Below are 20754 nucleotides of genomic sequence, written 5' to 3'. Positions count from 1 at the left end.
GCGACATCCTCGTTGCAAGGGTCACCTCTGGAGCGCCCGCCTGGCGAGCCGGGTTGCGCCCGGGCGACAAACTCGTCCGTTGGGACGGCGCGGCCAGCCTTCGCGGGCTGAGCCAACGGTTCAGCCGACCGCCTGGCGCCAGGGCTGACCTCATCGCCCAGAGAGGCGAACGCACGGCCGCCATACATCTCGTCCTTGAAGAGCTCGCTTAGCTCTCCGCCCCCGGTTCGTGTTAACGAGTTTCGTCTGTCGATCCGGATCGTCTCAGATGCGCCAGGGACGGACCTTGATCGGATGCCGGGAGGGGGACGTCGCGAACATCACCTAGTGGTGGGGAGCCCCCGTGGTTGACAATCTACTTACAGACGTAATCTATCTTTGCGAATGGAATCTGGGGCATCCCGGGCTTGGCCATAGTCTTACCCTTGGGTTTCTGATCGACAGCGGACCTCCCCAAGGTCGTCTCCGAGTCAGTCAGGGCCGGCTGTTCCCGCGGCGCCGGAGCCCTAGACTCGCGTCGTCCGGACAACGGCGATGATCCTGGTGAGCTTCGATGTCACCGGACGCGGCATGGCGGTTCACGCGAACAGGAAATCGGCGTTCTTCAGATGGTACCCGTTGAGGAGCTTCAGAAGCTCGGTCTGCCCGGTCGCGCCATCGGTGACGAGCCATTCGGTCCCGTTCACCTTGGCGATCGTTGATCCCGCCGAGTAGCCGTGCAGCTGGATCTTGTCGCCCTTCGCGAAATCCTGAATTGCGTCCCCACCGAGTTCTCCGCGCTGGAACACGTAGATGTCCTTTCCGGAGCCGCCCACGTAGAGGTCTGCGCCCGCGCCGCCGTCGAGGCGGTCGGCGCCGGCCCCGCCGGACAGCGTGTCAAGGCCGCCGCCGCCGCCCAGCGTGTCGCTCCCGCCCGCGCCGTCGAGCTTGTCGTTCCCCAGCGCGCCGAACATGAAGTTCGCGCCAGAGTTGCCGATCAGGATGTTCGACAGGTCATTGCCCGTTGCGTTGATATTGCTCGAGCCGGTGAGCGTCAGGCGCTCGACGTTGGCTGACAGCGTGTGGCTCACGCTGCTCTGCGCCGAGTCGTAGCCTTCGCCCGCCAGTTCCACCACCGTGTCGCCGGCGTTGTCGACGACGTAGACGTCGTTGCCCGCGCCGCCCTGCAGATTGTCGGCCCCGGCCCCGCCGTTCAGGGTGTCGTTGCCAGCCAGGCCAGAGATCGTGTCGCCGTAGCTGGTCGGCAGCACAGACTGGCCCGCCACCGTCGTCGACGGCGAGATGGCGTCGGCGCCGGCGGTGCCCGTGATCACCACGCCGGCGGTCGGCGTGGGCGTCGGTGTTGGTGTCGGCGTCGGCTCGGGCGCCGGGGTGGGATCAGGCTCGGAGGGCAGCTCCGGCGCGGATACGGCCAGGTTGAGGAAGCTGGCGACATCCAGGCGCCCGTCGCTGGCCACCTTGTCCAGCACCGAGGCGGTCGGCGCCGCCGAGCCCAGCAGCGCCTCGCGCAGCTGGGCGGCCGTGAGGCCGGGGTTCTCGCCCGCACAAAGCGCCAGCGCGCCGGTCACGTGCGGCGCGGCCATCGAGGTGCCGCTCTTCGTGCCGTACCCGCCGCCGCGCATGGTGGAGTAGATGCCCGAACCCGGCGCGGCGATGTCGACCGAGGTCGAACCATAGTTCGACCAGCTGGCCAGCGCGCCCGCGCTCGTCAGCGCCGCCACCGAGATCACCGCCTCATAGCCCGCGCCGGCCAGCGTCGAGAGGCTGGACGGGTAGTAGGGGGTCGCGTCGTTGTTCGCGCCGTTGTTGCCGGCGGAGACGACATAGAGGATGTCGGCCTTGGCGCCGCGGACGATGGCGTCCACCAGCCCCTGCGAGTACGACGCGCCGCCCCAGCTGTTGTTGGTGGCGACGAACTCGACGCCGGTCCCGGCCTTTGAGGCGTTGGTGAAGTAGTCCAGCGCCTTGATGTTGTTCGAGGTGTAGCCGTAGTTCGAGGCGTTCAGGAACTTCAGGGCGACCATCTGGACTTCCCAGGCGATGCCCGCCACGCCCACGCCGTTGCCGCCCGTGGCCCCGATCGTGCCGGCGATGTGCGTGCCGTGGCCGTTGTCGTCCATCGGGTCGTTGTCGTTGTTGACGAAGTCCCAGCCGATCAGGTCGTCGCGATAGCCGTTGGCGTCGTCGTCGAGGCCGTTCTCCCAGCGGGCGTCGTTGAGCAGGTCGCCGGCGTCGATGCGGCCGTTGCCGTTCTTGTCGGCGACGTAGTTGGAATTCCGGCTGTCGTTCAGGTCGCGGAAGGTGATCAACCCATCGGTGTCGATATCGCTCAGCGACGAGCGGAACGTGAGCGGGATCTCCTTCTGGTTCAGCCAGATGTTGAGGAAGAGATCGGGATGGGTGTAGTCGATCCCGGTGTCGACCACGCCGATGGCGGTCTTTGTCGAGCCGACGTTGCCCGCGGCCCACGCCTCGGCGGCCTGGCTGCCGTAGACGTTGGTCTGGGCGCCCACGTCGCCGTAGAGACCCCAGGTCTGGCCGCTGACCACACTGGTGTCGTTGGCGACCTCCTGGCCGACGCCGGCGTCCGGCTTGGCGAGCGGCCCGCCCGGCGGGTATCCGTCTTCGCCGCGGGCGCCGCCATCCACCATATCCAGCAGCTGGCCCCGGATGGCTTCCAGCGCGCGGCCATGCTCCGCGTCGACCTCAAGGAAGATCTGATCCGGCCGATACATACCGACTTGAAGGGTGGCGGAATGGGACATCGGTTCTCCTGTCGTCAAGCGGGGCCTGACGGGGCGAAGCAAGTCCGCCGCGACAAGCCCGCGGCGCCGGGATCCCGAGCGGCCGGCCGTTTCGTCCGGGCGCAGGGTCCGTTGACGCCGCCCGAATACATCGCGGCCCGAACTATTAAGTCTGTGCGTCGGAGGATGGTTAACGGCGGCCGTGGGGCCGCCTGCGACACTCGGACCCACGCATGGAGGCTGGTGCATGAAGCCCCGGCCGACGGGCCATGACCCGGGACTCCTTAAGCCCGGGGATCGCCCGTCGGGCGATGCGAAGCATCCGGCGCCCGGCTATGCGAACAGGAAGTCGCCTGAACCAAGGACGTAGCCGTTGGACAACTCGAGGATCTCCGTGGAGCCCGTCGCCTTGTCGCGGATCACCCAGTCGGTGGTGCTGCCGGCGAGGCGGCTGATCGTCGAGCCCGCGGAATAGCCGGTGAGCTGGATGATGTCGTAGCCGCTGAAGTCCTTGATCCGGTCGCCGGCGGCCTCGCCCTTGGCGAAGATGAACCGGTCCGCGCCGGACCCGCCAGTCAGGAGATCCGCGCCGGCGCCGCCGCGCAACGTGTCGCCGCCGCCGCCACCGCTGAGGATATCCGCACCCGAAAGGCCGGACAGCGCATTGTTCGCGGCGTTTCCGTACATGACGTTGGCCAGTCCGTTGCCCGTCCCGTTGACGGCGGCCGACCCCGTCAGGATCAGGCGCTCGACGTTCGCGCCCAGGGTCTGGCTGACCGAGCTGTAGACCCTGTCCGCGGTTCCGCCGGTGACGCCGGCCAAGGTCTCGACGACCTGATCGGAGATCGAATCCACATAGTAGGTGTCGGACGACGCGCCGCCGTCCATCCGGTCCGCGCCGGCGCCGCCGTCCAGGCGGTCACCGCCGGCGCCCCCCAGGAGGGTGTCGCCGCCAGCCTCGCCGTACAGATGGTCGGTCCCATCCCCACCCTCCAGCCGGTCGTTGCCGGCGCCGCCCTTCAGGGTGTCGTTGCCGGCCATGCCCATCAGCGTGTCGGCGCCCGTGTTGGCGGTCGGGGCGATCAGGTCGGCGCCGGCCGTCCCGGTGACCGTCACGCCGCCGGCGCCGGCGTCGCCGCCGACTGCCGTCGTGGCTCCGAGGAACGAGCCGACGTCCAGCCGCCCGTCCGCCACGGTCTTGCCGTTGAGTGCGCTCGTGTAGATCGTGGAGTCCAGCAGCTCGGCGCGGATCGCCGCGGCGGAGGCGCCGGGATGCGCGGCCGAGTAGAGCGCGAGCGCGCCCGCCACGTGGGGCGTGGCCATCGAAGTGCCGCTCTTGTAGCCGTAGCCACCGCCCATCAGGGTCGAGAAGATCGACTGACCGGGCGCGCCCAGGTCCACCGTGGTGGAGCCGTAGTTCGAGTAGCTGGCGAGCGCTCCCGTGCTTGTGGTGGCCGCCACCGAGATGACGGCCTCGTAGCCCGCCGAGGCCTTTGTCGAGTAGTTGGCCGGATAGTAGGCCGTCGCGTCGTTGTTCTTGCCGCTGTTCCCGGCCGCCGCCACGTACAGGATGCCCTGCTTGGCGCCGCGGGTGATGGCGTCCAACTGGCCCGTGGAATAGCTCGCACCGCCCCAGCTGTTGTTGGTCGCGGCGAAGTCGACCCCTGTGCCCGCCTTGGAGGCGTTGGTGAAGTAGTCCAGCGCCTTGATCGAGTTCGAGGTGTACCCGTAGGCGCTGGCGTTCATGAACTTCAGGGGCACCATCTGGACGGACCAGTTGATCCCCGCGACGCCGATACCGTTGCCGCCGGTGGCGCCAATGATGCCCGCCACGTGCGTGCCGTGGCCGTTGTCGTCCATCGGGTCGTTGTCGTTGTTGACGAAGTCCCAGCCGATCAGGTCGTCGCGGTAGCCGTTGCCGTCCTCGTCCAGGCCATTTTCCCAGCGCACGTCGCGCAGCAGGTCGCCGCCGTCGATGCGGCCGTTCCCGTTCTTGTCGGCCACGTAGCTGGAGTTGATGGCGCTGTTCAGGTCACGGAAGGTGATGAGCCCGTCCGCATCGGTGTCCCGCAGCGCGCTGCGCAGCGAAAGCGGGATCTCCTTCTGATTCAGCCAGATGTTCCGGTAGAGGTCGGGGTGGGTGTAGTCCACGCCGGTGTCGGCGACGCCCACCGCGACCTTCGTGCTGCCGGTGTAACCCGCCGCCCAGGCCTCGGTGGCCTGGCTTCCGTAGGCGTTGCTGGGGCTCCCCTTGTCTCCGTAGAGCCCCCAGGTCTGCCCGCCCGCCACGCTGGTGTCGTTGGCTACGGCGTCGATGCTGACGATGAAGTCCGGCTCGGCGAACCTCACACCCGGCCGGTGCGACAGGATCTCCATCGCCTTTTCGACCGACACGCCGTTGCCCAGCCCCACGCGGACGAGCTGCCCTTCGCCGTTGGCGATCTCTTCTTCCAGCCGGCCGCCAATAGCCTCCAGCGCACGTGATCGCTCGGCGGCAGGAAAGTCGCTATCGAACTGGATAAGCAGCGTGTCGGGGCGCTGCGCGCCGGAGGCGCGCTCTGCGAACGTCGTCATTGATACTCCGCCGTCTCGAATCGCGCCCATCGACAGCAGAGGCGTAGGATCCGCCCCACCATCGATGAGCCCGAGCTTGAGAACAGCCCCACCCGCCGCGGCGTGTTGTAGGCGGATTCCATCGCATGGCGATCTATTTCAGTTGCGACACGCTGTCGCGATGCCGCGCGGCTCCGTCAGCCTGGGCATGCGACGTCTGACGCCGGCGACGGCCGTGGCGGTTGCCCGTGACCGACTGAGGGCGCCGGAGGGACTCACGCCAGACGCGCCAGCAGGGCTCGGAGCCGTGGTCCGATCGCTTCCACGGCGGGGCGCTCGCGGAGCCAGGCGTCTGCCGCCTCGATGGCGCTGCGAGCCTCGGGCGACCAGCCGCCGCTATGGCGAAGCTCCGACAGCACCGCCTGCGCGCGCCGCTTGGGATCCGGCGCCGACGCGAGGGTCCTGACGAGCTTGCGCGCTTCGGCCAGCGCTTGCTGGCGGCTTCCCGGCGGGCCCGGCCCTGGGTCACGCATCTTGGCGCGCCAAACTGGCGTGGCATGGCGCACCAGGATCCCGCGTTCCTGCGCCAGCATGCGCTGCGGGAGCCGCCAGGTGGCTGGCCGGTCCGCATCTCGTGGGAACGAGCCCGGTGTGGGCCGGGGTAGTCATGTATGCCCTCCCTCACCTCACTGCAGTCCAGGCCCCTGAAGGTCGGTCTCGAAGCCGGGACTATGTTCAGTTGCCCGGGTTTCGCTCGGCGGTGCCGGCTGGACAGGGCGTGGGCCTGCCAACGGACAACCCGGCCCGGGCCTCGAGGGGGTCCGGCCGGCGGAACAATACATCGTGAAACGATAGAACTGTCATCCCCCCTCGCCGTTGAACCGGCCACCGGAGCGCGGCGCCGACGGAGCTTCGGCTGCCGCGCCTGCGCGTGGACCGACCGTCACGCGCCGGAGCCGTAAACGGAGACTTTGGAGGATCCATGAGACGTCTCGCCCTTGCTCTCACCGCCGCCGCCTTTGTGGCGGGCGGCGCCCTGCCGGCCCAGGCCCAGCGCTGGGCCCCCATCAACGAGCGGCAGCGCCAGCTCGACGACCGCATCGATGCGGGCGTCCGCAGCGGCCAGCTCAATCGCCGGGAAGCCGATCGCCTCCGCGACGAGTTCCGCGACATCGCCCGCCTGGAGACCCGCTACCGCGGCGACGGCCTCTCCCGCTGGGAGCGCGACGACCTCGACCGCAGGTTCGACGCCCTCAGCCGCCAGATCCGCAGCGAACGGCGTGACCGCCAGGTCGCACGCGGCTGGTTCGGCGGACCCGGCTGGACCGATACCCGCGGCGTCTGGATGAACGTCAATCAGCGCCAGCGCGAGCTCGACCGGCGGATCGACTTCGGCGTGCGCCGGGGAGACCTGACGGGCCCGGAGGCTCGTCGCCTGCGCGACGAGTTCCGCGACATCGCCCGCCTGGAGTCGCGCTACCGCCGCGGCGGCCTCTCGTATTCCGAGCGGGCGGACCTGGATCGCCGCTTCGACCGGCTCTCGGCGCGGATCCGCCGGGAGGCCACTGACCGGCAGGTGGGCTACGGCTACGGCGAGCGCCGATGAGGTCCGAAAGGCGTGTGGCAGTCAGAACGGGAAGAAGGCCGGAATGACCGCCACGCCCAGCGCCCACGTCAGGAGGTTGAGCGGGACGCCGATCCGCACGAAGTCCAGGTAACTGTAGCGCCCCAGCTGGTAGACGAGGACGTTGGTCTGGTAGCCGAAGGGGGTCGCGAAGGCGGCGCTTGCGGCCATCATGACCGCGATGAGGAAGGGCCTCGGGCTGACGCCGAGGCTCTCCGCCAAAGCCACCGCCACGGGGGTCAGCAACACGGCGACCGCGGCGTTGGAAAGGGCCTCCGTGAGAAGCAGCGTCGCGCCGTAGAGCAGCGCCAGCGCCCAGAGCGGCCCCAGGTCGCGGACCCAGACCACCAGCGCGTCTGTAGCTACGGCGGCAAGGCCGGTGACCTCCAGCGAGAGCCCGACGACCACCATGCCCGCGATCAGGAACAGCACCTCGGGCCGTAGCCCGCGGTAGGCCTCATCAACGCTGATGACGCCAAGCAGCACCAGGAGCACGGCGCCCGCGAAGGCGGTCGCGGCGATGGGCGCCACACCGAGCGCGGCGGCGGACACGACGGCGACAAAGACCGCCAGCGCGCTCAGCGCCCTCACCGGCTGGAACGGGCGGTTCACCGGGAAGAGGCTCGGGTCGTCGTCGGGCGCGTTCTGCTCTCCCAGCACCCGCTCTCCTTCCGGCGCGTCCGACGGTCCGGACGTGAGAAGCCGGCCTCCGAACAGCAACAGGTAGACACCGCCGGCCAGCGCCACGATCACGCCGACCGGCGTGATCTCGAACATGCCGAAGGCCGGCTGGCCTGCGCTGCGCGCCATGTCGTTGACCAACAGGTTCGTGGACGTGCCGATCAGGGTGCAGGCCCCGCCGAGGATCGTCACGTAGGACAAAGGGATCAGGAAGCGTTTCGGCGAGAGCTTCATGGACTCGGCCACGTCGCGCACCACCGGCGCGGCCAGGACCACGATCGGCGTGTTGTTCAGGAAGGCCGAGACGGCCCCAGCGAGCCCCACGACGATCCAGAGGCCGGCGGCGCCCAGGTGGCTGCAGAGACGGGTGGCGCCGCGGATCAGGAGGCCCAGGAGACCGGAGAGCTCCATGGCGTAGGCGATCACGAAGAGCGCGGCCAGGGCGATGATCGCCGGGCTTGCGAAGGCGCCTTGCACCTCAATGGGTCGCACGGTGCGGGTGGCGAGCAGGATCGCTGCGCCCGACAAGGCCACGACGTCCGAGCGCAGCCGGCCGTGGATGAGCGCCGCCACCACGGCGGCGAGCACCGCGAGCGCCACGAGCTGGGGCTGGGTCATCGGTGTCGACCGGCTGCGGCGCCGAGCGGAATAGAGCCGGCGTCCGCGCGGCGGCGAGAAATTCGGAGCTGGGCCAGAACCACCACCCGCCGATCTGCTATTGTGCGGTCATGGCCGACAATAGTTCGGGGTCCCGCGACCGCAAACTCGGGCTGATCGCGCCCTTTTCCATCGTGGCCGCGATCGCGTTCGTCGTGGTCGCGGCCGCATTGTTCGCCACCCGCAGCGCGAAGGAGCCGCCCCGCCCGCCCCCCACTGTCGCCGCGCCGCCCGCAAGCCCCGCGCCCAGGCCGGTCCCCGAGACGACCTGGGGCCGGACGGAGCTGGTCGCCTCGGCGAACGCGCTTGCCGCCGCCTATGCGGCGAACGGCGCCGGCGCGGCCGGGACGAAGGACTCCCTCGCCGGTCGGAAGTTCACGCTGCGGATTCCGTTCGGATGCGAAGGCCCACAGGTGCGGCCGGGCGGGTCGCAGGCCTACTACGAGTTCGACTCCGAGAAGCGGACCGTGCGCCTCATGGCGCGGCCGGCGATCTGGACGACCCTGCCTGTGGTCCACGAGACCGTCGCGCCCGACCGGCTCGAAGCCGTGGAAGGCTTCTGGATTCCCCAACCCTGGACGGCTTCGGAGAGGTGCCCGCCGCCGCGTGAGACGCCCGTGCCGGCGTCGCCCACGCCGCCGGCGGCCGAGACGCTCGGGCTCGCGCGCCTGTTCGAGCCAGGCGCCTCGCGGATCGGCCGGCGCGCCGAGCGCGCCTACGAGCACGTCGTCAAGCTGGACGACGGCGAACCGTTGCCCCTGGCGCAAGGCTATCGCCTGGTCATCGAGGGTCGCCTTGCGGCGTTCCCGGACGGGCGCGTCGCTCATTGCTGGAGCGAAAGCGCCGCCCACAGGCCCGTGTGCCTCTACGCAGTGGAGTTCGACCGGGTGGCTTTCGAGACGGGTGATGAGGGTCGTCTCCTGGCGGAGTGGCGTGACTAGCCACGCCGGGAGCGTCCTGTCGACTTTGGGGCGCTCCGCCCCGTTGCGGCGCCAGTTCAGGAGGTCGCGTGTGCGCCCGGCACGATCGGCTCCGGGTTCCAGCCCAGGAGCAGCAGCATCGCGAAGAAGCCGAGGACATAGGCGAGCGGCACGAACCAGCCCTCCTTCAGCCAGCGCACCACGGAGCGGCCTTCCGGGTAGAAGTTGGTGAGCGCCACGCCGGCTGAGGAACCGAACCAGACCATCGAGCCGCCGAAGCCGACGGCGTAGGCCAGTAGCGCCCAGTCGTAGCCCCCCTGTTCCAAGGCAAGCGCGGTCAACGGGATGTTGTCGAAGACCGCCGACAGGAAGCCGAGGCCCAGCGCACTCTGCCAACTCGGCTCCGGCAGGGCGTCGACCGGCATGAGAGACGCCGCAGCGACCAGCGCCACCAGGAAGCTTGCGCCCCTCAGCGCAGGCCGCGTCACCGCCCAGTCGGGCCGGGCCACAAAGGAGGTCAGGATCAACGCCGCCCAGACCGCCAGGCCCAGCCAGGGAGCGGTCTCCTCGCCCTCTGTGAGGGCGTTGGCGGTGATATTGGTGGCGACCGCGGCGGCCAGGATGAAGACGACGATCCAGACTCGCCGCCATTGCAGCGGATGGCCTGGCTCGTCGTTGGCCAGGATCGGCTGGAACCGCTGCTGCGAGACAGCTCCCGCGATCCCGCACACGACGAAGGCCACGGCGGCGGCGAGGAAGGCCGGCAACACCGTGATCGGCGAGACGCCGTTGAGCCACATGATGGTCGTGGTGGTGTCCCCGATCACACTTCCTGCGCCGCCAGCGTTGGCGCAGGCCACGATCGCGGCGAGGAAACCCACGCTCACCCGGCCCTTGTAGACGTGTCGCGCCATCACCCCGCCGATTACGGCGGCGGCGATGTTGTCGAGGAAGGCCGACATCACGAAGACCATCGCCAGCAGCGCGAGACCGCCAGTCCAGTTGTCGGGCAAGAGGCTCGGCAGGTGGTCCGGCAGGTTGCTGCGCTCGAACTGGTTCGACAGCAGCTCGAAGCCCACCAGCAGCAGCATGAGGTTGGTAAGGATGACCCACTCGTGGAGCAGATGCTCGCCCAGCGCGCCCGGGCCGAAGCCGGTCGGAAAGCCGCTGACGAATCCCTGGTACGCCAGGATGATCACAAGACCCGCAAGCGCCACTTCCAGCGTCCGATGGTGGAACACCGCGACGCCCAGAAGCATCAACCCGAAGAGAAAGAACTCGACCGGTGCGCCGAAGAGCGCCGGCGCGTCAGCGCCCGGCGCCGCGGCGTGCGCGAGGGCAGGCAGGAGCGTGAGCGCCGCCGCAAACGGCGCTACCCAGAATCGCCGTGTCATGCGGTTGCGTAACCGCTCGGGAGCCTTTCACCAAATGGACTCGGCGGTTCGGCTGGCGCGCCGCCCCCGCTCCGCGGCTCGAGCAGGGCCATCAGGAAGTCGTCGCGCCACAGGGACACGCCTTGCGCTTCGACCCCATCCATCAACTCGCGCCACCGGACGACGCGCTCGGCCTTCGGCATGACGAGGCCCCGCCGGATCGCCTCGGCGACGTCCTCCCGGCTGAACGGATTGACGATCAGGGCCGCGTCCATCTGCTCGGCGGCCCCCGCGAACTGCGACAGGATCAGGACGCCAGGATCGTCCGGATCCTGGGCCGCCACATATTCCTTGGCCACGAGGTTCATGCCATCGCGCAGCGGGGTGACCAGGCCGACATGTGCGGCCCGGTAGACGCCCGCCAGCTCGTCGCGCCGGTAGGAGCGGTTCACGTACCGCAGTGGCACCCAGTCGATCGTCGCATAGGCCCCGTTGATCCGCCCGCTCACCGCGTCCAGGCGTGCGCGCAGGTCCTGGTAGGCCTCCACCTCGTCGCGGCTCAGGGTGGCGATCTGCAGGAAGAAGACGTTCTCGATCTGGTCGGCGTTGTCGGCCAGGAACTGCTCATAGGCGAGGAAGCGCTCCTCGAGCCCCTTGGAGTAGTCGAGCCGGTCGACGCCCAGGATCATCTTGCGGCCCGTCATGCTGCGGCGCATGCGCTTGTGGACCGTCTGAGCCGTGGCCGAGGCGGCGGCCTGCCGGAAATCCTCCACGTCGATGCCGATGGGAAAGGCGCCGATGCGTGTGCGCCGGCCGAGCAGCTCGACGTCCCCTGCGGCCGAGACCGCCCCACCCAGGGTGTCGGTGACGTAGCCCTGGAAGGCCTCTCGGGAGTCCACGGTCTGGAAGCCGATCAGGTCGTAGTCGAGCAGGGCCTCGACCAGCTCCTGGTGGCGCGGCAGGCTCGTGAGCACGCGCCGCGACGGCCAGGGGATGTGCAGGAAGAAGCCGATGCGGTTCCTGACGCCGCGCTTGCGCAGCTCCCGGGCGAGCGGGATCAGGTGGTAGTCGTGGACCCAGATCATGTCGTCGCGCGCGACGAGCGGCGCCAGCGCCGCGGCGAAGCGCTCGTTGACGCGCGCATAGCCGGCGTCGAACGAGCGCTCGTAGGACGCCAGGTCGGTGCGGTGGTGGAACAGCGGCCACAGCGTCTTGTTGGCGTAGCCGTTGTAGTACTCCTGCCGATCCTGCTCATCGAGATCGATGGTGGCGACGTTGACGGCGCCCACGCGGCGGGTCGTCACCTTGCCGGTGAAGGCCTCGCTCGTCTGGCCGCTCCAGCCGAACCACAGCCCTGAATGCTCGCGGAGCGCGGCCGCGAGCGCCATGGCCAGGCCGCCGGCGGAGCCGACGCCGGCGTCCCCGGGCGCCTGGACGCGGTTGGACACGACGATCAGGCGGCCCATGAGAACGCCCTCCCCAGCTTGAAGGCGCCGCGTTGCAGGCTCTCGGCCAGCCAGGCCAGGACCTCGCTTGGGTCCTCCAGCCGCGCCCTCGCCGCGGTCGGCCGCTCGCGCCCCACCAGGATCCCCACGCCGCCCCGGGCGGCAACCTCGGCGAAGGCCGGCTCGTCGGTGAGATCGTCGCCCAAATAGATCGGCGTCGACCCGCGGAAGGGAACCTCCGACAGGAATGCGCGGACCGCTGCGCCCTTGTCAGGCCCTGGCGTGCGAACCTCCATCACCAGATGGCCGGGCTGGACCTCGAGCGCCTCGGTTTCGGCCAGCCGCTGCACGAACTCCATCACCGCCGGCTCCGCGTTCGGCGCTCCGCGGTAATGCAGCGCCGCGCTCTGGTCCTTGTGCTCCACCAGGAGACCCGGATGGCCTTGGGCGAACGCCGCCATGAGCGCGGCGGCATGCTCGACCCTCGGATGCGGCGCGGTCGTCTCCAGCCCCCCGAACGCCGTGCGGCGCTGCAGGCCGTGCACGCCGGCGACGGCGGCGCAGGCGCCTTCCGAGATCGCATCGACGCTCTCGATCGTGCGTCCGCTCACGATCGCCAAGCGCCCGGCGAGGCGCTCGCCCGCCAGGCGCAGCAGCGACGTGCGCTCCGCGAGCGGACGGACGTCCCCCGGCGAATCGCACAGGGGAGCGAGCGTGCCGTCCAGGTCGAGAAACAGCGACGCTTCGGCGAGCGGCAGGCTCGCCATGGCGGCTGGCGGCGATCTCCTCATCGGTTCAAGGCGCCAGCTATTGCAGCCGCGCCCGGCGGAGGGCTTCCAGCCCCGGCGTGGGGGCCTCGGCGGCGCATCCGATGGCCGCGAGCTGCGTGATCTCGTCGTCGTGGCGCAGCACGAAGCATTCCACCCCCCAGGTGTCGGACAGCGCCTGCGCGAGCTCGTCGGCGTTGCGGCGCCCGGCCGTCTCGCCGACGAGGATCGCCGAGCGGGGGGCCATCTGGGCCGTCAGGGCCAGGGCCAGTCCGGCCGTATGGGCAGAGCCGACGACGCTCGCGCCATCGTCCTGAAGCCGGGCCACGATCTCAGCGCATTTGTCCGCATCTGCGCAGACGACCAGGACCGTCTCCATCTCGCTCGAACTCACGCGAGCTTCTCCTTCTGTTGTCGTCGACAGGCATATATATCGCAACACGATATAACTAAAGTCACGCCTCCGAGAGCGAGGTGATCGACGCCGGTCGCGGCGCCTTATGCAGCGCGCCGAAACGCGGTGTCACCTCACGGTCATGTTATAAAACATCGCCTTACGATATTTTGGATGGTGATGTAGGGGTTGGAGCGGGTCGATTCAGGATCCATGCGGCGCCGGCCCACTATACCCCGGTCACCGGCGCCGCGGTCATCCACCGCGCTTGGCGGGGCAACACGGTCAGGCGCGGGCGGACGTGGCCGGCCTCTAGACATTGGAGGAACGGCTGCGGGTGGAGATGGGGCGCGCGGCCGGAAGGCCGCTGGGGCGCCCGCGGGCGGCGCGGTCGGGCCACTCCAGGACTCGGCGGCGCCGCCGCTTCATCCGTCCATCGCCATGAGCACGACGCTTGAACCCTATGAGCCACTGAACGTGCTCAAGCCTGTCGCAGCCGACCTCTGGATCGTCGACGGCCCGACGATTCGCTTCCACTCCGGCGGCGTCGGCCTGCCTTTCCCGACGCGCATGACCGTCCTGCGCCTGCCGCACGGCCGGCTCCTCGTCCATTCGCCCACCGCGCTCACGCCAGGCCTGCGCCACGAACTCTCCCGGCTGGGCTCGGTCGACTGGCTCGTCGGGCCCAACCGGCTGCACTATTGGTGGCTGCCCGACTGGGTGGCCGCGTTCCCGGACGCGCAGGCCTATCTGGCGCCGCGGGTCAAGCGGCAGGCCGGGCGACACATCGCCTTCCAAGGTTGCCCGCTGGACCGCACCGACGGCTATCCGTGGGACGACGCGGTCGCCACCCTGCCGGTGTTCGGCCGCTTCATGACCGAGGTGGTGTTCTTCCACCGCCCGAGCCGCACGCTGGTCCTCACCGACCTGATCGAAAACTTCGAGAGCCGGCGACTGGGCTCGCGCCTGATGCGCTGGCTGGTGCGGCTGGGCGGCGTGGAGGCGCCGACCGGCGGCATGGCGCGCGACCTGCGCCTGACGTTCCCACGGGACGAGCTGCGCGCCGCCGTCGAGCAGATGATCGCCTGGGACCCGGAGAGGATCATCATCGCCCACGGCCGCTGGTTCGCCCGCGACGGGGCCGCGGAACTGAGGCGCGCCTTCCGCTGGCTCCTTGTTTCAGCGCGATAGGCTGACCCTAGTACGCCCAGGGGTAGCGCGCGGAGGCGTCTGGCCTCGGTGGCGCTCGGCAGCCGAAATAGCTGATCGAGCCGGTGAGCTGGTCGTGGGCGTCGTAGACGTTCACTCGCGCGTCGCGGCCGAGCCTGGCAATGCACGCGGCCAACCGCCGGGCTTGGCGCTCGGCATGGCCGCCCCTGGCGAAGACGATCGGTTCCAGCCCGTCGCTCTGCAGCCGCCAGCCGCTTCCGAGCGGCCGCACGCTGAAGAGAGAAGCGACGAAGCCCTCACCCTCGGACGACCACGCGGCCGGAAGGTCGCCGCCGGGCCGCGCGGGCCCGGGCAAATACAGGATTTCCGCATGGGCGACCACGTCATCCTGCGGGTCGAACCCACCTGACCGCACCTCAGTGGTCGTCATGTCTGAGCTCCTTCTCGAAGCGTCGCGCTGGCGGAGTACGCTCAATGGGGGCGGCGCGGGGCGGACTCGTCACGCGGGGAATTAGATCGTATTACGATCTATAAGCCGGACAAAATCACGCAAGCGGGAGCATTCGGGCTCATCGAGAACGCGTTGCCTCAGTCCGGCAGCGCGAAGCGGATGGGGATGCGGATGGTCCCGCCTGAGACGGGAACGCCGCAGGGCGCCGGCCAGGCCGGGCTCATGCGGCGGGGCCGGACGGGATCGTCAAACGGCGACCGATAGACGGCCCGCTCGTCGACCGCCGCGGCGCTCATATGCGCCTCCGCGTCGGCCGGCATCCCGCCCACCACCGGCGAACCACCCCGCCGTCCGCCGATGCGTTCAGCGGCTTAGTTTCGTGGTCCATCTCGGAAGGGGTCCTCCTGTTGCTGGCCTCCAACCCCCGTGAACGGGATCGCCGGACCCACCCCGAACGGGCGACGGGTCGCGCGGCGATGCGCAGGAACGCCCGGCACGCCGCGCGGCGAAGCGTCGGCGGGGCTCGGATGGAAGGCCGGAGTGGGAGCGCCCGGCCTTCCTCCCGGGGTCGACGCGCCGGCTCGTACCTAGGAGCCCTTCACGTCAATTAGATCGTACTACGATCTATCGAACTGCCAAATCACGCTCTCGCGAGGCGGCTCGGGCTTCCCTTGCATCGCCCCGCGATGTAACGACGGTGCGAGGGCGAGCGGGTAAGGAGACAGGTCGGATGCTGACGCCGCGCGGCCCGGGGGATTCCATCAAGCATCTGGCGGCGGGGTCGAATCTTGTCGATCCTGGCGTAGCGTTGTCTGGGCACAGCCGACCCGTCGGGCGCGCAACGAGACCGACCGTGACCGCAACCACCGCTCGCCCGCCTATGACTGCGCGCCGTGCGTCCCGGCGCAAACTGACGACGCCGGACTACCAGGCGCTCGGCGCGTTCCGGCTGGCCTTGCGCCGCTTCCTCGCGTTCAGCGAGGCCGGCGCGCGCGCCCTGGGCCTGACCCCCCAGCAGCACCAGGCCCTGCTGGCGATCCGGGCGCACGCCGGCCTGAAGGCCATGAGCGTCGGAGAGCTTGCGGAGTCGCTGCTGATCAAGAACCACAGCGCGCTCGGCCTCGTGGATCGGCTGGTCGAGCGTGGACTCCTGGTCCGGGCTGCCGCACCGCATGATCGTCGCCGCGTCGCACTGACCTTGACCGAGGCGGGTGCGCAGGCGCTCGAAACGATCTCCCGCAACAACCTCGGCAAGCTCAAGAGCACAATCCCGGTCTTCACGGACCTGCTCCAGGCGCTCGAACAGCTCGACCTACCAAGCCCGCGTGAAGTCGAGGCCAGTCGCGGACGTAAGGGGCGGCCGCGACCGCAGGCCTGAGACGCCGGTGTCCGTGGAACGCGATCTCCCCGACCTGATCCGGACGCACCTTCCGTCGGTCTGGTCCCTCGAACTCCTGCTGATGTTGCGGCGCGGGCGGGAGGGCGGCTGGACGGCGCGGGAGCTGACCGACGAGCTCCGGGCGAGCCTGCCGATCGTCACCTCGGCCCTGGAACGGTTTGAGCGTTCGGGACTTGTCGCCAACGATGGCCAAGGTCGTTACCGCTATGCCCCGGCGTCGCCCCTGCTGGCGGAGTTCGGCGAGGTGATCGAACGACAGTATCGCGAGCGGCCCGTCACGGTGATCAACCTGATCGTGGCGCCGGAGGACCGCATCCAACAGCTGGCCGACGCCTTCCGCTTCAGAGGGAGCGACCGCCGATGAGCCTCGCGTCCATCGTCTACCTGCTCTGTTTCCTCGCCGCCCTGGTCTGCGCCCTGCTGCTGCTGCGCGCCTATCGGGGAAGCCGGTCCCGTCTGCTGCTCTGGGCAGGCCTGGGCTTCGCCGCGCTCACCCTGAACAATCTTCTGCTCGTGATCGACCTCGTCGTGTGGCGGGGCGTCGATCTCTGGGTCGCGCGGCAGGCGGCTGCAGGCTTGGCGATCGGGATCTTCCTGTACGGATTCCTCTGGGAGGTGGAACGGTGACGTCCGTCGCGACCGAAGCCTTCGTCGGCGGGCTGATCGCCGGCGGCTACTTCACCGTCGGCCTCTTCTTCCTGCGCTTCTGGGCGCGTACCCGGGACGCCCTGTTCGCCGCCTTCGCCGGCGCGTTCTGGCTGATGGCCGTGGGCCAGGGCGCGACCGTTCTCCTGGGGCTGCCGGAGGAGAGCCGCTCGATCGTTTACCTGCTGCGACTGGCGGCTTTCGCACTGATCATCGGCGCGATCCTCGTCAAGAACCTTCGCGCGCGGCGCCAGCGCTGACGTTCGTCCACGTCAACCGGAAGCTGCGGGCGCCGGTTGCACAGGGATCGTGCGCATCACTCTCGCTGCGCGCCTGCGTCTATCGTTCGTGAGGCTGACCACCCCGGCGCGACACCCGCAACGCCACAATCTCATCCGATCCTGCCGGTGCATACCCGAGCATGCGCTTCAGGGCGCCGAAGCTTGATGTGCTGCACACGCCGCACTTCCCGCTCATTTCATTGAATATCGCGTCACGATATATTTGTGGTCCAGCCTCGCTCCGGATAGATGATTTCGGCGCAGTCAGACCTGGCGCAACGACGTTTTCCGCCCTCCGTCGCACCGGGCGCTTGCGCAACCTCTATGCGGGACGCTGACGCCAATGCCAGAAACCCCACCCCGCGACGACCGGCTCGGGCCCGCGAAGCCCCGCATGGCTGATGTGGACGACTGTCTGCGCCGCGCACAGGAGGCCGAAGACGCCGCCCGGAAGGCCACGCAGGCGCGGGACCGCGAGCAGCTGTTCGCCCTGGCCGCCGAATGGCGGCTGCTGGCCCAGGAAACCGCGAAGGCCACAGCTTCGTCCGGCCCGCTGTCGGGCGAGAGGCCGGCATCCTGACGTCCAGTTCGCCCGTTCGACCAGGCTCAGCCTCGAACGGCTTCCAACCTCCGGAGGGCATTGTGCAGGGCCACGATCGTGACCGGGCGCGGCCGCACCAGAGCCGCCTCGAAACGGATCACCGTCAGTTCCTGCAACCCGGCCTGGCGCGCGAGTTCGTGCGGGCTGATGCCGAGGGCTTCGCGCCGGCGCCGGCAAGCTGCGGGGGATAGCTCGACCTGCGGGGCGGGAGGGCTCCGCGGCAGCGCCGTCCTGCCGCGGAGCCGGGGCGGCGCGGACGGCGGTCGCGGATCGTTCCTCGATTTGGCCATCACCCCTGCCCTGCCGCTCGGCCAATCCTAAAGCATCGCCTTACGATGTTTCCAGCTCAACTTTTCGGGGATCCCGCGCTGGGCGCGGGCCGGCCGGCAGCTTCGCTCGGGCGCAGCGCCGGGCTGACCGCGACAAAAGATTGCGGCAGGATCTATCGCCAGAGTTGACGGGGATCGCGGGCTCGCCGAGGAATCCTGCGAGATGTTGTCGCCGACCAACAGGGCCTCCCACCTGCCATGAGATCCTCCTCCGCCCAGCCCCAACGGCGCCGCCTCTCGCCCGAGGACTACCAGGCCCTGGGCGCCTTCCGCCATGCGCTACGGCGCTTCCTGGCGTTCAGCGAGTCGGGCGCGCAGGCCCTGGGGCTCACGCCGCAGCAGCATCAGGCGCTCCTCGCCGTGCGCGCTCATCCGGGACCCCAGGCGATGTCCGTGAGCGAGTTGGCCAGTGCGCTGATGATCCGCAACCACAGCGCGCTCGGCCTCGTGGAAAGGCTGGTGGAGCGCGGCCTGCTTGCGCGAGGATCTTCGAACGAAGACCGCCGCCGCGTCCTGCTCACGCTTACAGACACGGGCGCCCGAAAGCTGGAAACCATCTCGCGCAACAATCTCGGTGAGCTCAAGAGCGACCTGCCGGTCTTCACCGAGCTGCTGCAGGCGCTTGAGCAGCTGGACGTTCCAGCACCGCCAGGCGAGCCCCCGGGGGCAGCGGGGCCGAAGGCCGCACGCCGCAAGTCCTAGTGCACTGTCATACCCGGCTTCAGGACAGGAGACTCGCTCGGCAGCGGCACGGTTAGCTCCAGGCCGGCGCCGTCCAGGTCGTCCACGCGGACACTGAGCGCCGCGCCCAACTGCTCGACCATCGCCTGGAATATGAATGCGGCGGGTGCGTGCATGTCGGGGGACTCGCCCAGCTCGCCTGCGAGGCCGATCCACACCCGAAGCCGCTCGCCGTCCGGCCGCAGATCGACCCGTATGGTCCCGGCCGGCTCGTGCCTTAGGATCCAGGCCAGGCACTCGGCGAGCGCGACGCCCAGGGAGGTCGCCACCTCGGTCGGCGTGATCAACGGCCCTCCCGAGACTTCGATCCGCACCGCCGGCTGCTTTGCTTCAGCGGAGGTCAGACGCGCCAGCGACTCGGCGAACGCGGCGAAGTCAACGTGGCTCGACGCCGATCCCCCCAGCTCCCGATGCGCCCGAGCGATCAACTCCGATCGCTCGCCGGCCTTGCGCAGCAGCAGAAGAACCTCCGGATCGGGCTCGCCGCGCGCCTGCAGGGTGAGCACGCCCACCAAAAGGGTCATGTGATGGCCGATGCGCCGCTGAAGGTCCCGGAAAAGGCCCGCGTTGGCGTCGGCCATCGCACTCAAACGGCCCTGGTCGGCGGCGAGGGACCGCAGGGCCGACGTCAGACCTGTGATCAGGTAGATGGCGACGCCGGCGGTGAGACCGAAAAGGATGAGCGGCGCCGTGGTGTCCAGACGGATGGCCAGGCCGAACCGGGGCTCCACGAAGGTCCAGTAGGCCAGGACGGCCGACAGCGCCGCGGCGAAGGCGGCCGGGCCGCGCCCGAAGGCATAAGCGCAGAGCAGCACCACCGGAAAGAAGAGCGAATAGGGATGGCGGTCGCCAAACACCGGATGGGCGACGAACCGCAGGGCGAAGGCCAGGAGGACGACGCCGAGGGCGGCGAGATAGGCCCGACGCGCGTCGGGGGGGATGTGCGCTCGCAGCTCCGACAACATATCCAGGGTCTAGCACAGGCGAGCCGGCGCCTGAACGTCGGAAGCTTCTGCGCCTCACGGGCTTTTGATTTTCCATCGCATAGCGACCTATTCGCCCGGCGGGGCCGTCGAAGCCCAGCCCCGGTGTCTGACTGATGAGGCCGGGGACCGTCGTGGCGCGGTCGACGGCATGACCTAGGTCGCCGACTTCCTGCGCCCATGCTGCATCGTGCCGGCGCCGACCGCCCATGCAGGTCCGCGAGACGGGAGCTTCCGTGCGCCAGCCCGTCGAGGGATACCTCGCGGCCAGCGTGATGACGGCCCTGTACCTGCTCGCGGGTGATCAGACGGCCGCGAGGAGTCACTCGGCGCGGTTGGCGATAGGCGGGCGAAGCAAGCCGGAGCAAGGCTCGCGTGACTCCCGTCGCAGACCGTCATCGAGATCAGCTCCCGGGAGCCTTAGCTCTAGCCGTCCAGGTCGAAAGCACCGGGACCGGCCGTAGGCGATGCGATGCTCACGGGTTGGGCGCCCGCCCCTAATCGTTCGTACTGACCCCGCTTCGCCCTGTCTCTCAACACCAGGCAGGGCCAGGGTCCCGAATGTTCGGAATCCCGCGACGGTTCAGCCACTTTGTATATGGCGTCATTCAGTCCTGCCTGACGTGCGGGCTCGCGGCGGGGATCGCGAGTCTCCCGTTCCTGGATACGGGCTCGTTCACCCTACATTGGCTGCGGTCCTGGCTGCTCGCTTGGCTGATGATGCTGCCGATCGTGCTGTTCGCGGCGCCCGCCATCCGCCAATTGACCGACCTCCTAACACGCGAGGAGGCCCCGCAGAGGGGGCGGAGAGTCTGAACACCGACCAGGGTCGAACCGGTTCTCCACGCGCACCGCTGTCGAGTTTCATAAGGGCGGATGAGCGCGACCCTAGGGATGGGCCTGTTGCTCCAACGCACCCTCGCTCCCTCTAGGTCGGGATTTCCAAGGCCCAATGGTATCGCCGGAGGCAGTCACGGGCCTCAGGCGCAACTCCAT

21 protein-coding genes are annotated in these 20754 nt (G+C 69.3%); 10 read left to right on the top strand and 11 right to left on the bottom strand.

The window, feature by feature from the left end; genetic code table 11:
- Positions 1 to 578: 578 nt before the first annotated feature.
- The 3 genes from VGD44_RS09405 to VGD44_RS09395 all read right to left on the bottom strand — a co-directional run bounded on the left by VGD44_RS09405 (position 579) and on the right by VGD44_RS09395 (position 5890).
- Positions 579 to 2765: a S8 family serine peptidase gene (locus tag VGD44_RS09405; protein WP_331086229.1), complete on the bottom strand. Its 2187-nt coding sequence runs from the start codon at positions 2763 to 2765 to the stop codon at positions 579 to 581.
- Between the two features lie 312 nt (positions 2766 to 3077).
- The gene (locus VGD44_RS09400) at positions 3078 to 5318 is read right to left on the bottom strand and encodes a S8 family serine peptidase (RefSeq protein ID WP_331086227.1); all 2241 of its coding nucleotides are present in this window, start codon (positions 5316 to 5318) and stop codon (positions 3078 to 3080) included.
- A gap of 254 nt (positions 5319 to 5572) precedes the next feature.
- The gene (locus VGD44_RS09395) at positions 5573 to 5890 is read right to left on the bottom strand and encodes a hypothetical protein (RefSeq protein WP_331086225.1); all 318 of its coding nucleotides are present in this window, start codon (positions 5888 to 5890) and stop codon (positions 5573 to 5575) included.
- A gap of 389 nt (positions 5891 to 6279) precedes the next feature.
- Here VGD44_RS09395 and VGD44_RS26510 point away from each other — a divergent pair, with 389 nt between their 5' ends.
- Positions 6280 to 6903, top strand: a complete 624-nt coding sequence (locus tag VGD44_RS26510; RefSeq protein WP_414694627.1) for a hypothetical protein — start codon at positions 6280 to 6282, stop codon at positions 6901 to 6903.
- A 21-nt stretch (positions 6904 to 6924) separates the two neighbouring features.
- Here the strand turns inward: VGD44_RS26510 and VGD44_RS09385 are convergent, their stop codons facing one another.
- Positions 6925 to 8220, bottom strand: coding sequence for an SLC13 family permease (locus tag VGD44_RS09385; RefSeq protein ID WP_331086223.1), 1296 nt, complete (start codon positions 8218 to 8220; stop codon positions 6925 to 6927).
- A 110-nt stretch (positions 8221 to 8330) separates the two neighbouring features.
- Here VGD44_RS09385 and VGD44_RS09380 point away from each other — a divergent pair, with 110 nt between their 5' ends.
- Positions 8331 to 9200, top strand: coding sequence for a hypothetical protein (locus VGD44_RS09380; protein ID WP_331086221.1), 870 nt, complete (start codon positions 8331 to 8333; stop codon positions 9198 to 9200).
- Between the two features lie 56 nt (positions 9201 to 9256).
- Here the strand turns inward: VGD44_RS09380 and VGD44_RS09375 are convergent, their stop codons facing one another.
- Genes VGD44_RS09375 through VGD44_RS09360 form a run of 4 tightly spaced genes read right to left on the bottom strand, consistent with a single transcriptional unit; the run spans position 9257 to position 13158 of the window.
- Complete coding sequence (locus VGD44_RS09375; protein WP_331086219.1) at positions 9257 to 10573, bottom strand: hypothetical protein; 1317 nt, start codon at positions 10571 to 10573, stop codon at positions 9257 to 9259.
- On the bottom strand, positions 10570 to 12018 hold the full coding sequence (gene otsA, locus VGD44_RS09370) for an alpha,alpha-trehalose-phosphate synthase (UDP-forming) (RefSeq protein WP_331086217.1): 1449 nt from the start codon (positions 12016 to 12018) through the stop codon (positions 10570 to 10572). The genes VGD44_RS09375 and otsA overlap by 4 nt, the downstream gene beginning before the upstream one ends.
- The gene (gene otsB / locus VGD44_RS09365) at positions 12006 to 12764 is read right to left on the bottom strand and encodes a trehalose-phosphatase (RefSeq protein WP_331086215.1); all 759 of its coding nucleotides are present in this window, start codon (positions 12762 to 12764) and stop codon (positions 12006 to 12008) included. Before otsB ends, otsA begins: the two co-directional genes overlap by 13 nt.
- Before the next feature lie 40 nt (positions 12765 to 12804).
- Positions 12805 to 13158 (bottom strand): hypothetical protein, encoded by a 354-nt coding sequence (locus tag VGD44_RS09360; RefSeq protein ID WP_331086213.1) that lies wholly within the window; start codon positions 13156 to 13158, stop codon positions 12805 to 12807.
- Between the two features lie 477 nt (positions 13159 to 13635).
- Between VGD44_RS09360 and VGD44_RS09355 the strand changes: the two genes are divergently transcribed.
- The gene (locus VGD44_RS09355; RefSeq protein WP_331086211.1) at positions 13636 to 14349 is read left to right on the top strand and encodes a DUF4336 domain-containing protein; all 714 of its coding nucleotides are present in this window, start codon (positions 13636 to 13638) and stop codon (positions 14347 to 14349) included.
- A gap of 7 nt (positions 14350 to 14356) precedes the next feature.
- Here the strand turns inward: VGD44_RS09355 and VGD44_RS09350 are convergent, their stop codons facing one another.
- On the bottom strand, positions 14357 to 14758 hold the full coding sequence (locus tag VGD44_RS09350) for a hypothetical protein (RefSeq protein WP_331086209.1): 402 nt from the start codon (positions 14756 to 14758) through the stop codon (positions 14357 to 14359).
- 158 nt (positions 14759 to 14916) lie between these two features.
- Positions 14917 to 15099, bottom strand: a complete 183-nt coding sequence (locus VGD44_RS09345) for a hypothetical protein (RefSeq protein ID WP_331086207.1) — start codon at positions 15097 to 15099, stop codon at positions 14917 to 14919.
- Between the two features lie 533 nt (positions 15100 to 15632).
- Between VGD44_RS09345 and VGD44_RS09340 the strand changes: the two genes are divergently transcribed.
- The 6 genes from VGD44_RS09340 (at position 15633) to VGD44_RS09315 (ending at position 18736) form a co-directional block, all read left to right on the top strand.
- The gene (locus tag VGD44_RS09340; RefSeq protein ID WP_331086205.1) at positions 15633 to 16157 is read left to right on the top strand and encodes a MarR family winged helix-turn-helix transcriptional regulator; all 525 of its coding nucleotides are present in this window, start codon (positions 15633 to 15635) and stop codon (positions 16155 to 16157) included.
- Positions 16158 to 16170: 13 nt separating this feature from the next.
- The gene (locus VGD44_RS09335) at positions 16171 to 16542 is read left to right on the top strand and encodes a hypothetical protein (protein WP_331086203.1); all 372 of its coding nucleotides are present in this window, start codon (positions 16171 to 16173) and stop codon (positions 16540 to 16542) included.
- Positions 16539 to 16805: a DUF5985 family protein gene (locus VGD44_RS09330; protein WP_331086201.1), complete on the top strand. Its 267-nt coding sequence runs from the start codon at positions 16539 to 16541 to the stop codon at positions 16803 to 16805. The genes VGD44_RS09335 and VGD44_RS09330 overlap by 4 nt, the downstream gene beginning before the upstream one ends.
- The gene (locus VGD44_RS09325) at positions 16802 to 17083 is read left to right on the top strand and encodes a DUF5985 family protein (RefSeq protein ID WP_331086199.1); all 282 of its coding nucleotides are present in this window, start codon (positions 16802 to 16804) and stop codon (positions 17081 to 17083) included. Before VGD44_RS09330 ends, VGD44_RS09325 begins: the two co-directional genes overlap by 4 nt.
- A 415-nt stretch (positions 17084 to 17498) precedes the next feature.
- Positions 17499 to 17684, top strand: a complete 186-nt coding sequence (locus tag VGD44_RS09320) for a hypothetical protein (RefSeq protein ID WP_331086197.1) — start codon at positions 17499 to 17501, stop codon at positions 17682 to 17684.
- 548 nt (positions 17685 to 18232) lie between these two features.
- Entirely contained in the window at positions 18233 to 18736 is a 504-nt protein-coding gene (locus VGD44_RS09315) for a MarR family winged helix-turn-helix transcriptional regulator (protein ID WP_331086195.1), read from the top strand.
- On the opposite strand, the gene VGD44_RS09310 is transcribed toward VGD44_RS09315, so the two are convergent.
- A complete protein-coding gene (locus tag VGD44_RS09310) occupies positions 18733 to 19737 on the bottom strand; it encodes a DUF4118 domain-containing protein (RefSeq protein ID WP_331086193.1) in 1005 nt (334 codons plus the stop codon). The two genes, VGD44_RS09315 and VGD44_RS09310, sit on opposite strands and share 4 nt — an antisense overlap.
- Positions 19738 to 20319: 582 nt before the next feature.
- On the opposite strand from VGD44_RS09310, the gene VGD44_RS09305 reads away from it, so the two are divergent.
- A complete protein-coding gene (locus tag VGD44_RS09305; RefSeq protein ID WP_331086191.1) occupies positions 20320 to 20574 on the top strand; it encodes a DUF2798 domain-containing protein in 255 nt (84 codons plus the stop codon).
- The last annotated feature ends 180 nt before the right edge of the window (positions 20575 to 20754 follow it).

Origin of the sequence: Phenylobacterium sp., from assembly GCF_036402295.1 — a bacterium.
GTDB lineage: Bacteria > Pseudomonadota > Alphaproteobacteria > Caulobacterales > Caulobacteraceae > Phenylobacterium.
Note: the sequence above shows the minus strand (reverse complement) of the source record. Positions and strands in the feature narration are given on the sequence as shown.

Bases quoted from the DNA above. Each gene is read 5' to 3' on its own strand.
- VGD44_RS09405 (WP_331086229.1), bottom strand. From the start codon at position 2,765: ATGTCCCATTCCGCCACCCTTCAAGTCGGTATGTATCGGCCGGATCAG.
- VGD44_RS09305 (WP_331086191.1), top strand. From the start codon at position 20,320: ATGTTCGGAATCCCGCGACGGTTCAGCCACTTTGTATATGGCGTCATT.
- VGD44_RS09375 (WP_331086219.1), bottom strand. From the start codon at position 10,573: ATGACACGGCGATTCTGGGTAGCGCCGTTTGCGGCGGCGCTCACGCTC.
- VGD44_RS09350 (WP_331086209.1), bottom strand. From the start codon at position 14,758: ATGACGACCACTGAGGTGCGGTCAGGTGGGTTCGACCCGCAGGATGAC.
- VGD44_RS26510 (WP_414694627.1), top strand. From the start codon at position 6,280: ATGAGACGTCTCGCCCTTGCTCTCACCGCCGCCGCCTTTGTGGCGGGC.
- otsA (WP_331086217.1), bottom strand. From the start codon at position 12,018: ATGGGCCGCCTGATCGTCGTGTCCAACCGCGTCCAGGCGCCCGGGGAC.
- VGD44_RS09385 (WP_331086223.1), bottom strand. From the start codon at position 8,220: ATGACCCAGCCCCAGCTCGTGGCGCTCGCGGTGCTCGCCGCCGTGGTG.
- VGD44_RS09380 (WP_331086221.1), top strand. From the start codon at position 8,331: ATGGCCGACAATAGTTCGGGGTCCCGCGACCGCAAACTCGGGCTGATC.
- otsB (WP_331086215.1), bottom strand. From the start codon at position 12,764: ATGGCGAGCCTGCCGCTCGCCGAAGCGTCGCTGTTTCTCGACCTGGAC.
- VGD44_RS09330 (WP_331086201.1), top strand. From the start codon at position 16,539: ATGAGCCTCGCGTCCATCGTCTACCTGCTCTGTTTCCTCGCCGCCCTG.
- VGD44_RS09395 (WP_331086225.1), bottom strand. From the start codon at position 5,890: ATGCTGGCGCAGGAACGCGGGATCCTGGTGCGCCATGCCACGCCAGTT.
- VGD44_RS09345 (WP_331086207.1), bottom strand. From the start codon at position 15,099: ATGCCGGCCGACGCGGAGGCGCATATGAGCGCCGCGGCGGTCGACGAG.
- VGD44_RS09400 (WP_331086227.1), bottom strand. From the start codon at position 5,318: ATGACGACGTTCGCAGAGCGCGCCTCCGGCGCGCAGCGCCCCGACACG.
- VGD44_RS09320 (WP_331086197.1), top strand. From the start codon at position 17,499: ATGGCTGATGTGGACGACTGTCTGCGCCGCGCACAGGAGGCCGAAGAC.
- VGD44_RS09315 (WP_331086195.1), top strand. From the start codon at position 18,233: ATGAGATCCTCCTCCGCCCAGCCCCAACGGCGCCGCCTCTCGCCCGAG.